The sequence below is a fragment of the Tropicimonas marinistellae genome (assembly GCF_001509585.1).
Taxonomy (GTDB): Bacteria; Pseudomonadota; Alphaproteobacteria; order Rhodobacterales; family Rhodobacteraceae; genus Tropicimonas; species Tropicimonas marinistellae.
The window spans coordinates 111240-126540 of sequence record NZ_LNCI01000005.1; the positions used below are offsets into that span (position 1 = coordinate 111240).

At 67.1% G+C, this 15301-nt stretch carries 15 protein-coding genes; 11 read left to right on the plus strand and 4 right to left on the minus strand.

Annotation, left to right across the window (positions count from 1 at the left end):
• Window positions 1-45 precede the first annotated feature (45 nt).
• A complete protein-coding gene (locus ARC39_RS11685; protein ID WP_068114637.1) occupies window positions 46-777 on the minus strand; it encodes a DUF6639 family protein in 732 nt (243 codons plus the stop codon).
• A gap of 85 nt (window positions 778-862) precedes the next feature.
• Window positions 863-1585 (minus strand): trypsin-like serine peptidase, encoded by a 723-nt coding sequence (locus ARC39_RS11690; protein WP_068114639.1) that lies wholly within the window; start codon window positions 1583-1585, stop codon window positions 863-865.
• 183 nt (window positions 1586-1768) lie between these two features.
• Here ARC39_RS11690 and yajC point away from each other — a divergent pair, with 183 nt between their 5' ends.
• The 11 genes from yajC to ARC39_RS11745 all read left to right on the plus strand — a co-directional run bounded on the left by yajC (window position 1769) and on the right by ARC39_RS11745 (window position 12798).
• On the plus strand, window positions 1769-2101 hold the full coding sequence (gene yajC, locus ARC39_RS11695; protein ID WP_068114641.1) for a preprotein translocase subunit YajC: 333 nt from the start codon (window positions 1769-1771) through the stop codon (window positions 2099-2101).
• 24 nt (window positions 2102-2125) lie between these two features.
• Window positions 2126-3787 (plus strand): protein translocase subunit SecD, encoded by a 1662-nt coding sequence (gene secD / locus ARC39_RS11700; RefSeq protein WP_068114643.1) that lies wholly within the window; start codon window positions 2126-2128, stop codon window positions 3785-3787.
• Between the two features lies 1 nt (window position 3788).
• Window positions 3789-4757: a protein translocase subunit SecF gene (gene secF, locus ARC39_RS11705; protein WP_068114645.1), complete on the plus strand. Its 969-nt coding sequence runs from the start codon at window positions 3789-3791 to the stop codon at window positions 4755-4757.
• The gene (locus tag ARC39_RS11710) at window positions 4750-5499 is read left to right on the plus strand and encodes a sulfite exporter TauE/SafE family protein (protein ID WP_068114646.1); all 750 of its coding nucleotides are present in this window, start codon (window positions 4750-4752) and stop codon (window positions 5497-5499) included. Before secF ends, ARC39_RS11710 begins: the two co-directional genes overlap by 8 nt.
• A 7-nt stretch (window positions 5500-5506) precedes the next feature.
• Window positions 5507-5860, plus strand: coding sequence for an Mth938-like domain-containing protein (locus tag ARC39_RS11715; protein ID WP_068114648.1), 354 nt, complete (start codon window positions 5507-5509; stop codon window positions 5858-5860).
• Between the two features lie 98 nt (window positions 5861-5958).
• Window positions 5959-6579, plus strand: a complete 621-nt coding sequence (ccmA, locus tag ARC39_RS11720) for a heme ABC exporter ATP-binding protein CcmA (RefSeq protein WP_068114650.1) — start codon at window positions 5959-5961, stop codon at window positions 6577-6579.
• Entirely contained in the window at window positions 6576-7232 is a 657-nt protein-coding gene (gene ccmB, locus ARC39_RS11725) for a heme exporter protein CcmB (RefSeq protein WP_068114652.1), read from the plus strand. The genes ccmA and ccmB overlap by 4 nt, the downstream gene beginning before the upstream one ends.
• 55 nt (window positions 7233-7287) lie before the next feature.
• The gene (locus ARC39_RS11730; RefSeq protein WP_068114654.1) at window positions 7288-8016 is read left to right on the plus strand and encodes a heme ABC transporter permease; all 729 of its coding nucleotides are present in this window, start codon (window positions 7288-7290) and stop codon (window positions 8014-8016) included.
• Window positions 8013-8255, plus strand: coding sequence for a heme exporter protein CcmD (locus tag ARC39_RS26490; protein WP_078059218.1), 243 nt, complete (start codon window positions 8013-8015; stop codon window positions 8253-8255). Before ARC39_RS11730 ends, ARC39_RS26490 begins: the two co-directional genes overlap by 4 nt.
• Window positions 8248-8796: a DsbE family thiol:disulfide interchange protein gene (locus ARC39_RS11740; protein ID WP_078059219.1), complete on the plus strand. Its 549-nt coding sequence runs from the start codon at window positions 8248-8250 to the stop codon at window positions 8794-8796. The genes ARC39_RS26490 and ARC39_RS11740 overlap by 8 nt, the downstream gene beginning before the upstream one ends.
• 165 nt (window positions 8797-8961) lie before the next feature.
• The gene (locus ARC39_RS11745) at window positions 8962-12798 is read left to right on the plus strand and encodes a calcium-binding protein (protein WP_068114657.1); all 3837 of its coding nucleotides are present in this window, start codon (window positions 8962-8964) and stop codon (window positions 12796-12798) included.
• A gap of 33 nt (window positions 12799-12831) precedes the next feature.
• Here ARC39_RS11745 and ilvN read toward each other — a convergent pair whose 3' ends face one another.
• Together ilvN and ARC39_RS11755 are read right to left on the minus strand one after the other, a co-directional pair.
• Window positions 12832-13395 (minus strand): acetolactate synthase small subunit, encoded by a 564-nt coding sequence (gene ilvN / locus ARC39_RS11750; protein ID WP_068114659.1) that lies wholly within the window; start codon window positions 13393-13395, stop codon window positions 12832-12834.
• 67 nt (window positions 13396-13462) lie between these two features.
• The gene (locus ARC39_RS11755; RefSeq protein ID WP_068114661.1) at window positions 13463-15184 is read right to left on the minus strand and encodes a tetratricopeptide repeat-containing sulfotransferase family protein; all 1722 of its coding nucleotides are present in this window, start codon (window positions 15182-15184) and stop codon (window positions 13463-13465) included.
• Between the last annotated feature and the right edge of the window lie 117 nt (window positions 15185-15301).

Below are 15301 nucleotides of genomic sequence, written 5' to 3' on the forward strand. Positions count from 1 at the left end.
ATGCGGGCGCGGGGGGGCCGAATTGGGAAATCTGCGGCGAGTGGATCAGCGTTCTTTTTCGAACGAATAGGTTCCGGCGACGATGCCCCGGATCGGGTCGCACCCTTGCAGATCGTGGTAGCGCCAGGCGGCGACGGCGAACTTTCGCGGCGCAATGAAGTAGATCCCGGCGCTTATGACGTCCGCCGACGGCGACCAGTCGATGTTGGATGCTTCCACCAGGGCGGTGCGGTCTTCCGGGGTCAGCGCGGCCAATTCGAGGGCGTTGGCGACGTATTCGTGGTCAACCAAGGGGATCGGGCAGCCCTTGCCAGTCTGGTGGAGCAAGGCGTGGGCCATCTCGTGAGTCAGAACGGAGCGGAAGAGAGCCTCCTTCGAAAGGCGCGAATAGGGGTCATCGGGACCGATCCGGCTTTGCATGATGTCGGGCCACAGAATCGAGATGCTGTTTACCCGGCAGTCGAACGCCGCAAGGCCCGGCCCGATTGGAAGCTCGACATGATCCACGGGTTTGACCAGGATCGCGGCGTCTTGCGAGATGCCGCATATGGTGACCGCGCGCATGGCCGCGATGGAATCCGCGCAGATACGGTCGAACGTCAATGGGTCCGGGGTGTCGACGAGGAGCATCGGATCATTGCAGGGCTGCGGGGCGGCAGCGGCAAGAACTGCCGCCAGGAATGTGCCGCTCAGGGCGCCCAGAACACGCGTCAGGAACGCGCGCCTCTTGCCCCCGGCACCACGCGAAACGCGTTCATATCCGGGGCTTGGTTTCATGCTCCATTATAACATTTACGCTAGGGAATGTCGCCCGGTAAATCGCCGCTTGAGCCACGAAAACCGGGGCGCGGGGCAGGTCCGGTTACTCCGGGCGCGGCTCTGCAAGCGGTGCGATCGTGCGGATGTTCGCGGCCCCGGAGAGGGCGGCCGACACCACCGCGACCACGCGCCAGCCGGTTCCGGATGCCCATAGGACAGGCGCCCCGGAAGCGCCGCTGATCACCGCGCAATCCAGCCCGATCTGGCCCGTGGCGCGGAAGGTCACCGCGCAGTCCCGCTGCACCGACGGGGCATGCGGCCTGTCCTGGCGGTAGCCGATGAGCGTGAGCGGCGGCGCGGCCGCCGGCAGCGGGGCCGGGGGGATGGCCGCGATTTCCTCCGGCGGGATCGCGCTTTGGAGCACCACGACCCCGGTATCGGCCGAGAGCCGCTGCGGCGAGGGCGGGGCGTCTGGGTCGTAGCGCGGGTCGATCCGCACCGCCTTGCCCGCCCGATGCGCCGCAAAGGCGCCGCCGCGCCATCCGGCAACGAAGTGAATGTCCTCGGGCCGGGCCGGGCGGCCGTCGCGGTAGAGGCAATGGGCCGCCGTCAGCACCCGGTCCGGCGCAATGAGCGTGCCGCTGCACATGCCGCGCCGCTTGAGCCCGGCGATATTCACCCGCCCGATGGCGTTCCACTGGGGCTGATCGACCTCGGGCAGGAGGATGGGCGCGCGCGGATCGGCCAGCGCGGGGACAGTCGCGAGGGCGGCGAGTGTGGCTGCGACGGCAAGCAGGTGTGGGAGAATCCGAAACCGGGAGACCATCCCCCCACCTAGCCAATGCGCCGTGCATCCTCAACTCCGGCGGTGATGGTGGGGCGTTCGGCCTTCGTGCGGGCGTTCGGGAACTCTTGCTACCGCACCTTCTTGCACTTGCCCCACCGCCCACATAGGTTGCGCGCCAGCGACGGGGGGAAGCCCCCCGCATGTCCAACCGAGGGGAGTCCCATGTTCGCATCGCCTGCCTATGCCCAGGCTGCCGGAGGCGCCGGTGGCGGCGCCATCATGCAGTTCCTGCCGCTGATCCTGATCTTCGCCATCATGTATTTCCTGCTGATCCGTCCGCAGCAGAAGAAGGTGAAGGAACATCAGAAGATGGTGAGCGAGCTGCGCCGGGGCGACCAGGTCGTGACCCAGGGCGGCGTGATTGCCAAGGTGTCCAAGGTGAAGGACGACAACGAGCTTGAGGTCGAAATTGCCGAGGGCGTCAAGGTGCGCGTCGTGCGCAGCACTGTGGCGCAGGTTCTGACCAAGACCGAACCGGCCGTCGAGAGCAAGTAAACGCGCTGAAGGGCGAGCCTTCCCATGCTGCACATCCCATTCTGGAAACGCCTCCTGATCTGGGGCGTTACGGCCGTGATTCTCTTCATGGCGGTGCCCAACCTGTTTTATGGCCGGGTCGAACTTCACAATGACGCGGTCAAGACCATCGAGGCCGCCGGCGAGACGCCGGAGCTGGCCGCCGATGCCGCGGGCTGGCCGGGGTGGATGCCCTCGGGGTTGGTGAACCTCGGGCTCGACCTGCGGGGCGGCGCCTACCTGCTGGCGGACGTGCAGGTGGCCGATGTCTATGCCGACCGGCTGGACGGCATGTGGCCTGATGTGCGCGACGCGCTGCGCGAGGAGCGCGACACGGTGGGTGCGATCCGGCGGATCGACGGGCCGGCAGACGAATTGCACGTGCGGATTGCCAATCCCGACGGCATGGCGCGGGCGCTGGAGGTCGTGCGCGGGCTTGCCCGGCCGACGCTGAGCCTGACCGGGGTCGGCTCGAACGACATCGAGGTGGCCGGGCAGGGCGACGTGCTGATCGTGACCCTGTCGGAGGCCGAGAAGCGCGCCACCGACGACCGCACGGTGCAGCAGAGCGTGGAGATCGTGCGCCGCCGGGTCGACGAGGTGGGCACGCGGGAGCCCTCGATCCAGCGCCAGGGCGAATCCCGGATCGTGATCCAGGTGCCGGGCATCGGTTCGGCCGACGAACTCAAGAGCCTGATCGGGACGACGGCGAAGCTGACCTTTCACCCGGTGGTGAGCCGCACCACTGACCCGGACGCCGACCCCGGTGCGCGGAACCTGCTGCTGCCGTCGATGGACGAGGAGGGCGTTTTCTACGTCGTCGAGCAGAGCCATGTGGTCTCCGGCGAGGAGTTGACCGACGCGCAGCCGAGTTTCGACCAGAACGGCCGGCCGGCAGTGAATTTCCGGTTCAACCCCACCGGCGCGCGGAAGTTCGGGGATTACACGCGCGACAACATCGGCTCGCCTTTCGCCATCGTGCTCGACAACGAGGTGATTTCCGCCCCGGTCATCCAGGATCACATTCCGGGCGGCTCCGGGATCATCACCGGCAATTTCACCGTCGAGGGCTCGAACGAGCTGGCCGTGCTGCTGCGCGCCGGTGCGCTGCCGGCGGAGATGATCTTCCTTCAGGAGCGGACCATCGGCCCGGAACTCGGGCAGGATTCCATCGAGGCAGGCCGGATCGCCACCATCGTCGCCTTCGCGGCGGTGCTGGTCTTCATGTTCCTCAGCTACGGGCTCTTCGGGATCTTCGCCAATATCGCGCTGATCATCAACGTGGGGCTGATCTTCGGCCTGCTGTCGATCATCGGGGCCACGCTGACGCTGCCCGGTATCGCGGGGATCGTGCTGACGGTGGGGATGGCGGTGGACGCCAACGTGCTGGTCTTCGAACGCATCCGCGAGGAACTCAAGACGGCGCGCGGCCCCAGCCGGGCCATCGAGCTTGGCTACGAGAAGGCGCTCAGCGCCATTATCGACGCCAATATCACCACCTTCATCACCGCGGTGATCCTGTTTGCGCTCGGCTCCGGCCCGGTGCGCGGCTTCTCGGTGACGCTGGCGCTCGGGATCATCACCTCGGTCTTCACCGCGATCTACGTGACGCGGTTGATCATCGTGACCTGGTACGACCGCCGCCGGCCCAAGACAATCGAGGTCTGAGATGCGCCTGAAACTCGTTCCCTCCGAAACCAAGTGGGATTTCTTCAAGTACGTGTCCGCCACTTTCGGCGCCTCGATGCTGGCGATGGTGGTCTCGGTGGTGCTGTTCTTCACCGTGGGGCTGAATTTCGGCATCGACTTCCTGGGCGGCACGACGATCCGCACCGAGAGTACGAACGCCGTGGACGTGGGGGCCTATCGCCAGGCGCTCACGCCGCTGGACCTGGGCGATGTCTCGATCACCGAGGTGTTCGACGCGACCTTCGAGGAAGATCAGAACGTCTCGCAGATCCGGATCCAGCAGCAGGAAGGCCACGAGGCGGTGACGCCGGAGACCATCCAGGCGATGGAGGCGGCGTTGCGGTCGGTGGACCCTGACATCACCTTCCCGTCGGTCGAGAGTGTCGGGCCGAAGGTGTCGGGCGAGCTGGTGCAGACGGCGATTCTCGCGGTGGTGCTCGCCATCGCGGCGGTGCTGTTCTACATCTGGCTGCGGTTCGAATGGCAGTTTTCGGTCGGCGCGGTCGTGGCGCTGATCCATGATATCACACTCACCATCGGCATTTTCTGCCTGCTGCAGATCCGTTTCGACCTGACCATCATCGCGGCGCTTCTGACCATCGTGGGCTATTCGCTCAACGACACGGTGGTCGTGTTCGACCGGGTGCGCGAAAACCTGCGCCGCTACAAGAAACTCGATCTCAAGCAGGTCCTGAACCTGTCGATCAACGAAACCCTGAGCCGGACGGTCATGACCTCCGTGACCACGCTGATCGCGCTGGTGTCGATGTATGTCCTGGGCGGCGACGTGATCCGGGGATTCGTCTTCGCGATGATCTGGGGCATCATCGTGGGTACCTATTCGTCGGTCTTCGTGGCCGCGCCGGTGCTGCTGCGCCTCGGGGTGAAGCGCGACTGGTCCAAGCCCAGCCAGGGCGGCGGCACGCAATTCGCAAACGTGGATGCCTGAGGCATTGTCGGCCGCCCTGGCGCAGCCGGGGCTGGGCTGGCTCATGCTCATCATCGCGATTGGCGGCGTCGTACGGGGGTTTGCCGGGTTCGGCGTCGGGCTCGTCTTCATCCCGCTAGCCGCCACCATCCTGCCGCCGATCTGGGTTCTGGTGGCGATCACCGTGGCGGATATCGTCGGGGCGCTGCCGCTCGTCCCGCGCGCCTTGCGGGACGGCAGCGGGCAGGATGTTGGCGTGATGGCGCTCGGATGCGTCGTTGTCTTTCCCTTCGCGATCCTGTTGCTGGAACAGATCGATCCGGACCTGTTCCGCCGCGTTGCCGCCGGCGTATCGCTCGGCTTGCTGACGATCCTGATCTCCGGCTGGCGCCATAGCATCACGTTCCGGCGGCCCGCGCTTGCTGGGATCGGCGGCGCGGCGGGGCTGATGGGCGGGCTGACGGGCCTGCCCGGGCCGCCGATGATCCTCGCCTTCATGAGCGGCCAGTACCGCCCCGAGCAGATTCGCGGCAACACGATCCTGTTCCTGCTGTGTTACGCGGGGATACTGGTTGTCACCTATCAGCTGCGCGGCCTGCTCGACCCGACCGCTGTCGCCATCGGGCTGTTGCTCATCCCGCCCTATGTTGCCGGGAGCCTGCTGGGCACGTGGTTCTTTGACCCCGCGCGTGCGCGCCTGTATCGGTTGAGCGCCTACGGGATTATCGCCGCCTCGGCGGTCCTGTCCCAGCTAGCCGGATGAGAGAGCCATGGAACTGAGCGAAGTCACCTATCCCGATGCCGTCCCGTTCGAAGGATACGGGCCGGGCTTTTTCCGCATTGGCGGCCAGGTGCACGAGGGCAATGTGCTCGCGGTTTCACAATCGGTGCGCGGCTGGGGCGGGTTTGACGACTCCGCGTCCGTCGCCGCGCTGGCAGCAGAGATCGACGTCGTGCTGGTGGGAACGGGGGCGGAGACGGTCCATGCGCCGGCCGCCTTCCGGTCCGCGCTGGAGGCGGTGGGTATTGGCGTGGAGGTCATGCCGACACCTTCGGCCTGCCGCACCTACAACGTGCTTCTCGGCGAGGGGCGGCGCGTCGCCGCGGCGGTGCTGGCGCTTTGAGCGGGAATCGCGGCCGGGAGACCGCCGACTGGCCGGCCGCCGCGCCGGGACGCGATGGCGCACTTTCTTCCCGGACGAGGCTGGGGTAAGGGCGGATCATGGAGTTGCGTGTCGAGGATCTTGCCGTCGTGCGGGGCGGAATGCGGGTGCTGGAGGGCGTGTGCTTCCAGGTGCCTGCCGGTCGTGCGCTGGTTCTGCGGGGGCCGAACGGAATCGGCAAGACGACGCTTCTGCGCACGCTCGCGGGGCTGCAACTCTCCGATGGCGGAGAGATGACACCGGGGCCAGAGGCGATGGCCTATGCCTCCCATGCCGATGGCAACAAGGCGACGCTGAGTGTCGAGGAGAACCTGACGTTCTGGGCGCGGCTTCACGGTATGCGGGAGGTCGAGGCGGCGTTGTCCGGGTTCAACCTCGCGTCCCTGCGGGAGCGGCCTGCGGGGAGCCTTTCTGCCGGGCAGAAACGGCGCCTCGGGCTGGCGCGGATGGCGGTGACCGGACGCTCCATCTGGCTTCTGGACGAGCCCACGGTTTCGCTCGACGCCGATAGCGTGGCGCTCTTCGCGGCCTCTGTCCGGCAGCATCTTGCCGCCGGTGGCAGCGCCGTGATCGCGACGCACATCGACCTTGGGCTGGAGGGGGCCGAAGTGCTGAACCTTGCCCCCTACAAGGCCGCGCCGCCGGAGCAGGACCACGATTTTCACGAGGCGTTCCTGTGATCGGGCTGTTGAAACGCGACCTTGCGCTCTCGGTGCGGGCGGGCGGCGGTTTCGGGCTGGCGCTGGCGTTCTTCCTGATCGTGGTGACGCTGACGCCCTTTGCGGTCGGGCCGGAACCGGCAAAGCTGGCGACCATCGCGGCAGGTATCCTGTGGCTCGGGGCGTTGCTCTCCTGCCTGCTGTCGCTGGATCGCATCCTGGCGCTCGATTACGAGGACGGTGCGCTGGAACTGCTGGCCACCGCGCCGATCCCGATGGAGGGGGTGGCGGCGGTCAAGGCCTTCGCGCATTGGCTGACCACCGGCCTGCCGCTGACGCTTGCGGCCCCGGCGCTCGGGGTGCTGCTCAACCTGCCGGCGGGCGGGTATTTCTGGCTCACCCTGTCGCTTGCTATCGGCACGCCGGCGCTGTCGGTGGTCGGCACATTCGGCGCGGCGTTGACCGTCGGGCTCAAGCGCGGCGGGTTGCTGCTGTCGCTCATCGTGTTGCCGCTCTACGTGCCGACGCTGATCTTCGGGGCGGAGGTGGCGCGGCGCGGCGCGGAGGGCATGGCCCTGTCGTCGCCGCTGGCGCTGCTGGCGGGGATCACGCTTGCCACGGTCGCGCTGCTGCCCTTCGCGTCGGCTGCGGCAATCCGCATCAACCTGCGGTGAAATCCTGCATGTAGGCTCGCTTGAGCAGATCGAATCGAAAGACTAGGTAGCCCCCATGTCACTCTGGGAATATGCGAACCCCCGCAAGTTCATGGCCCTGTCGGGCGCACTGCTGCCATTCGCGGTGGCGGGTACCGCGGCGGCGCTCGCAATCGGGTTGATCTGGGGGTACTTCTTCACGCCCGACGATTACCGGCAGGGGGCCACGGTCAAGATCATCTACATCCATGTGCCGGCGGCCATGGTGGCGATCAACTGTTGGCTGATGATGCTGATCGCCTCGCTGGTGTGGCTCATCCGGCGGCACCACGTGAGCGCGCTCGCGGCGAAGGCGGCGGCCCCGATCGGTGCAACGATGACGGTGATCGCCCTAGCGACCGGCGCAATCTGGGGGCAACCGATGTGGGGCACCTGGTGGGCCTGGGACCCGCGGCTGACCTCGTTCCTGATCCTCTTCCTGTTCTACCTCGGGTACATGGCGCTGTGGGCCGCGGTGGAGAACCCGGACACGGCGGCGGAGCTGACCTCGGTTCTGTGCATCGTGGGATCGGTCTTCGCGGTACTCAGCCGCTACGCGCTGGTGTTCTGGAACCAGGGGCTGCATCAGGGCGCGTCGCTGTCGCTCGACAAGGAAGAGAACGTTTCGGACGTGTTCTATTGGCCGCTGCTGATCTCGATTGCCGGGTTCGTCGGGCTCTTCGTGACGCTGCTGCTGCTGCGTACGCGCACCGAGGTGCGGGCGCGCCGCCTGAAGGCGTTGCTTGCGCGGGAGCGCATGGCATGATGCCGGACCTGGGAAAATACACCGTCGAAGTGCTGTCGGCCTATGCCGTGTCGCTGGGGCTGATTGCCGTGCTGGTGATCGTGTCGATCCGGCAGTCATCGCGGACACGTGCGTTGCTGCATGACGTGGAAGCGGCAAGACTGGCCGCAGCTACCGCCGCCGCCGCAGGCACCGACGCAGGCACTGACGCGGCAAACGGCGCTTCGGCGGAACCAAAGGAGACTGCGCAGAATGGCTAAGGTGTCGCCCCTGATGATCCTACCGCCGGCGATCTTCCTCGCGGTGGCCGGGCTGTTTTACGCGGGGATGCTTCGGGAAGACCCGGATTCCCTGCCGACGGCGCTCAAGGGAAAACCGGCGCCGGCGATGCAGCTGGAGCCCTTTGCGGACCGCCCGTTGCTCGACGATGCGGCGCTTCGGAATGGCGAGGTGACGCTGGTCAACTTCTGGGCCAGCTGGTGCGCCCCGTGCCGCGCCGAGCATCCTCAGCTCATGCAATTGTCAGAGGAGGGGGTCCAGGTTCACGGTGTGAACTACAAGGATACCGAGCCGAAGGCGCTTGGCTTCCTCGCCGGGCTGGGCGACCCATACGTTCTGTCGGGGGCCGATCCGGACGGGCGCACCGCCATCGACTGGGGCGTCTACGGCAGCCCGGAGACCTTCGTGCTCGCCCCCGACGGAACCGTCGTGCTGCGGTTCGCCGGGCCGATCACGCCGTCGATCCTGGAAAACAAGATCCGGCCCGCGATGGCGGAGGCCGCCGCGATCGGTGGGAGTTGACGGGAAGCCTCCGCAGGCGCGGAAGCGGCGCGTCGCCGGACGTGGCCAAGATTAAGAATATGGTAAACTCCCTTCGTTAACCAAAATCCGTAGAGCCACTGGGCTGCGACGGTGGGCCGGGCTTGCGCCAGCCGACCTCCCCCGACAGGTGAGAACGGACAGGGTATGGCGAGTTTTCCGCAGACGCTGACAGACGGCAGCGGTTTCGTCTGGGACATGTGGAACGACGGGCGGATCGGCGACGGGACCAACGACGCCTTCGACTCCGGTTTCGACCTGTTCTACATGCCGTATGCCTATACCTATGCGACCTCGGAGAGCGGGCGGCAGATCACGATTTCCGGCGCATCGACGCAATCGGGTGCGACGATCGCCTTCGAGCGCAGCCTCTACGTCCCCACGTTGTCCGGCTGGGCGCGATACGTCGACACGGCGACCAATACCGGCGCCAGCGTTCAGACGGTCACATTCTCCGTACGCACCGACCTGGGGTCGAACTACGCCACGGAGGTGGTTGCCACGTCATCGGGGGACGCGGCCTTCGGCACCGACGACACGACAATCGTCACCGACGACGGCGACGCGGCGGGCGATCCGATGGTCGGGATCGCATTCAGCGACGGAACGCGCGCGCCCGACTACACGCTTCTGAGCAACGACGACCTGATCTTCGAGTACACCGTGACGCTTGAACCGGGAGAGAGCGCCTCCATCGTCTATTTCGCCGTGCAATCCTACGACCTGTCGGAACTGCAATCGACGCTCGCCGTCCTCTCCGGCTCCTTGGCTTCGACGATGATGGTGGGCATCCCCGAGTCGCGCTTGTCGGGGATACTGAATTACACGTCGGGCATCGATGTCCCCACGCTCTATCACGGCGACGACGAGGACGATTTGCTCTCCGGGACGTCTAGGGACGACACGTTTTACGCCTACGAGGGGAATGACCTGATCTTTGGCGCCGGGGGCAACGACCTGGTGGAGGCCGGTGACGGCGACGATTTCGTGGACGGTGGCGCGGGGGCCGACCAGATCGACGCAGGCGCCGGGAACGACGTGGTGATCGGCGGTGACGGACGTGACACGATTGTCGGTGGAAGTGGTGACGACACGCTACGCGGTGACGGCGGCGACGACGTTCTGACCGGGGGAGCAGGCGACGACACCCTCATGGGGGATGCCGGGAACGATACGCTCACCGGGGGTGACAATGCCGACAGCCTCGTGGGCGGCGATGGCGACGACACGCTCGCGGGCGAGGCGGGAAACGACCTGCTTTCCGGCGGCGCGGGGGCGGACAGGCTCGATGGAGGCGACGGTACGGACCGCGTGAGCTACGCGGGTTCGGAAGACGGTGTCGAAATCGACCTTGCGGCGGGCACCGCGACCGGCGGAGATGCCGATGGCGACATCCTGATCCTGATCGAGGGACTTCTCGGCACCGCGTTCGACGACGTGCTGACCGGCAACGGGAGCGACAACTGGCTGCGGCCGGGCCACGGCGACGACAGCGTTGACGGCGGCGACGGGTTCGACAGGATCGATTACTCCGACGCCCCGGACGCCGTCACGGTGCAGGTCGGGGCGGCCTCGGCCACGCAGGACACGGGCGGATCCGGCAGCGATACGATCACCTCCATCGAGGGCGTGAGGGGCTCGCGGTTCGATGACGTCCTGACAGGCACCGCCGCCTACGAGTGGTTTCGCGGCGGAGCCGGCGCCGACAGGATCGTCAGCAACGGGGGCGGCGATCTGGTGCGCGGCAATGGCGGCGACGACGAATTGTTCGGCGGAGACGGGGCGGAGACGCTCTGGGGTGGCTATGGCGACGACACGATCCACGCCGGTGCCGGAGCAGACCTGATCATGGGCGACGCGGGCGACGACGTGGTCTTCGCCGGGGATGGCGACGACGAAGTGGATGGAAACGACGGTCAGGACACCATCGATGCCGGTGCCGGCATGGATGCGGTGTCTGGCGGCGCCGGAGACGATGCGTTGCAGGGCGGCGACGGGGACGACGCCCTGTCGGGCGACGACGGAGACGACGACCTGCGGGGCGGTGACGGCAACGACACGGTAACGGGCGGCGACGGGAACGACTCGTTGCGAGGCGGCAATGGCGCCGACACACTGACCGGCGGCGACGGGCGGGACACGATCTTCGGCGGGGCCGACGACGACCGGGTGGAGGGCGGCGCCGGCGATGACACGGTCGACGCGGGCGAGGGCGCGAATGTTGTGATCGGCGGCAGCGGCGACGATGTGATCGTGAGCGGTGCAGGCGACGACGACATCGACGGGGGGGCGGATGACGACACGATAGATGCCGGGGACGGGCGCAACGTCATCAAGGGCGGTTTCGGTGACGATTCCATCCTGTCCGGTTCCGGGGCCGATGACGTGGACGCCGGCGATGGCGCCGATGAGATCGATGCCGGGGACGGGGCCAACGAGATATCCGGCGGGTCGGGCGATGATCGAATCCGGAGCGGCGACGACGGTGACGTGATCGACGGCGGTTCCGGCGACGACGAGATTGACGCCGGCGGCGGTGACAACAACGTGACGGGCGGTGCTGGCGCAGATGTCATCGACACGTCGGGCGGCGACGACAGTATCGCTGGCGGCGACGGGCACGACATCATACGCGCCGGCAGTGGTGCGAACGTGATCGGCGGCGGTGCGGGAGACGACCAGATCACGTCCGGCGCCGGCGACGACGAGGTGGATGCCGGCGATGGGAACGATAGGGTTTCTGCAGGGGGCGGCGCCAATTCCATCCTCGGGGGAAATGGCGACGACACGCTGATCACGGCTGCGGGTGACGATTCGATCAACGGGGGCTGGGGGAATGACGATATCCAGGCGGGTGACGGCAGGAACACCGTCTGGGCCGGGGCCGGTGTGGACCGCGTCATCTGCGGTATCGGCCGTGACTGGATCGACGGCGGCGAGGATGACGATGTCATCGACGCTGGCGATGGCGACAACACGGTTCTGGGAGGCGCGGGAAACGACGAGATCGACACCGGCACGGGCAATGACGTGATCGATGGCGGCGGCGGAGACGACGTGATCCGCGCCGGCGATGGGACCAACGTGATCGGCGGTGGCGCGGGCGAAGACCGGATAACCACGGGCAGTGGCGACGACGATATCGACGGCGGCGCGGAGAACGACGTGATCGAGGCCGGCGAAGGGGAAAACACCGTCGTCGGCGGGGACGGTGCGGACGAGATCGGCACCGGGGCCGGGGCCGACGACATAGACGGCGGCGACGGCAATGACGTGATCCGTGCGGGCAACGGCGCCAACCGGGTCGAGGGCGGTGCCGGCGCGGACGAGATCACGCTCGGCTGGGGAAGCGATGTCGTGGACGGGGGCGCGGGCGACGACGTGATCCGCGCAGGCGGCGGCGCCAACACCGTGGATGGAGGCGCGGGAAAGGACGACATCGTCACAGGCGCCGGCAAGGATACGATCAGCGGCGGCGACGGCGCCGATACGGTCAAGGCAGGCAGCGGCAACGACAGGATCGACGGCGGGCGTCAGGCCGACACCGTGTTCGGCGGCGCCGGCGACGATGTCATCGACGGTAAGGCGGGCGCCGACCGGCTGGACGGCGGCGACGGGGAGGATTCGCTGAACGGCGGCAGCGGAAATGACGTGCTCGCCGGCGGCAAGGGGAACGACCTGCTGAACGGCGGGGCCGGCATGGACACTTTGGACGGCGCGCAGAAGAACGACCGGCTGATCGGCGGGCGCGATGCCGATACCTTCGTGTTCGCGACCGGGTACGGGCGGGACACCGTGGCGGATTTCGTGCCGGGGACCGACCGGCTCGATCTGAGCGGCGCATTGCTGACGGATTTCGCGGCCGTGGAGGCTGCGGCCAAAGACACGAGCGCCGGGTTGAGGATCACGTTGTCGACCGGCGACAAGCTCATCCTCGAAGGCGTGGAACTCGCCGATCTGAACGCGGGCGACGTGATGTTCTGAGCGCCCAGGACGCCGCCAGCACTTGCCCAGGCGCTACGCGGACCCGCGGGTCAGGGCGGCCACGCCGGTACGGGCGGTCTCCACCAGGCCGAGCGGGCGCATCAGCTCGATGAACGCGTCGATCTTCTCGGGCGATCCGGCAATGGAGAATACGAAGCTCTCGAGCGTGGAATCGACCGCATTCGCGCGGAAGATATCGGCCAGACGAAGCGCCTCGACCCGCTTGTCCCCGCTTCCCGTGACCTTCAGGAGGGCCAGCTCGCGCTCCACGGAGGGGCCCTCGGTGGTCAGGTCCTGCACCCGGTGGACCGGAACAAGCCGCCCCAGCTGCGCCTTGATCTGCTCGATGACTTCGGGCGTGCCGGTGGTGACGATCGTGATCCGCGAGCGGTGGCCGGTGTGGTCGACCTCCGCCACCGTCAGGCTTTCGATATTGTAGCCGCGGCCGGAAAAGAGCCCGATGACACGCGCCAGCACCCCGGCTTCGTTGTCCACGACAACGGCGAGGGTGTGGGTCTCGATGACTTCCGCATTGGGATTGCGCAGATCGTAGGCCGAGTGTTTCGACGAGCCCTGCTTGATCTTCAGTGGCGACATGTTCTTTCCTCGTCTGTGGCGCGCGTTGCGTGTATCGCGTCGGTGATGTGTTCTTCGGTCTGGCGGCTCATGCGTCATATCCCCAGCGCGCGATCCAGGGCTCCAACAGCGGCAGAACATCCTGCATCTGGCGTTGATAGCGGCGCCAGCGGTCGGTGATGACCTGCGGCCCCGCTCCGGCGGTTTGATCCGGCAAGCTCGCATCCCAGCTGACGCCAAGCGCTGCCAGCGCCGGTTCCATGGCGCTTCGCTGGTCCTCCAGGGCGGCGTCGAGGCGGATCTCCTCAACCGGCAGGTCCAGGAGTTCAACGGTTTCAGTCCAGAGTGTCATGAGCTGGTCGTAGACCCGCGCGGTTCCCTCGAGCGTCAGGAAATTGTCCGTGGCGCCATTGGAGCGGAAATGCTGCATGAAGGCGCTCAGGACGCAGTCGCAGGGGTGGCGCTGTGTGAACAGGAAGCGGGCCGTGGGAAACAGCCTGTGGATCAGCGCCGCCTCTCCGAGGTTGAGTGACATACCGTCGATCCGAATGCCCGCGGCTGGCGTCTTCGAAGCTGCGTCGAAGGCAGTGAAATAGGCCGCGCGCGCGGCGGCGATCCTGTCGTCGGTGAGTGCCGCGAGATCGGACAGCGCCGTGGTCGCCCCAAGAGACTGGCGGACCGGGCGCAACAGATCCTGCTTCTCGACAACCGTCACGTCCGGGTGCGCGCGCAGAACGCTGCGAACGAGACCGGTGTCGGAACACGGGAAGCCAACCAGAAAGACTGGCGGCGGGGTTCCGTTGCCAGCGGACGTGGGCCATGGCCGTCCGGATTGCGCGGCAACGTCGGCAATCCGCTGCTCCAGCGTGGCGAGATAGGGGTTGTCTGCGCCGGTTCCGGTCACGGCGGTTCGGGCCGCAATGGCATTCGCTTCGGAAAAGGCTTCGAAAGCCTCCGTGCTTTCGCCGAGCCGGTCATAGAGAGAACCCAGCAACTCGCTCCGGGTGGCGCGCATCTCCGGCGGCAGGGCTTCCGGGCGTATCCGCTGAAGCTCCTCGACGGCCGCATCGTCCGCGCCCTCCCGAGACAGGAGCTTTGCCCTGTGCAGGCGTATCGCGGGGTGCGGTGCGTCCATCGACGCCTCCGCCTGCTCGATGGCGCCTCGGTAGGCGGCAAGGTCTCCCGCCGACTCGTGGAGCCGGCATAATCCCTCGTGAGCGGCCAGAAGGCCGGGCGACGCGGCAAGTGCGGTTTCGTAGGCCTCGACGGCCTCTGCCTGCCGGCCGAGATCGGCGAGCACCTGGGCAAGCACCGTGCGGAACGCGGGGTTGGTCGGCGCAAGCGAGGTCGCTTGCCGGGCCGGGATCAACGCCATGTCCGGTTTTCCGGCCTGGCGCAGGGCGGTGGCGAGGTTGTTATGTGCCTCGGCGAACTCGGGGGCGATTTCCACGGCGCGGGCAAAGGCGTCGATTGCTTTTCCTCGGTGCCCCTGCTGTGCGTGAACGATGCCGAGCAGATTATGCGCAAGCGGAACCCGCGGACTGGCACGCAAGAGCGCTTCGAGCGCCGATTGCGCCTCCGGCCAGCGTGCCTTGTTCAACAGGGCACGGATTTCGTCCAGCTCCGCCTGGAGCCCGGAGGCCAGCGCATCGGACAGGCGGGCCAGTTCGCTGCGGGCTTCGGGATGGTCGGGCACACGCTTCAGGATGGCACGATAGATCGCAGCGGCTTCGGCATGGCCATCCGGCTTGCGGGAAAGCGCCTGCGCGCGTTTGAGCGCCTCGGGGAGGGAAAGGGTCTTTTGCGTCATAGGGTTTCTTCGCGCAAGCGGAGCGGGAAGGGAAGGCTTCAGGGGCCCAAAACGTACGACCGGCGCCACACGGCCGGCGTGGGCGGGCGCCGGTTGGCCGGCACCCCCCTTATCGCA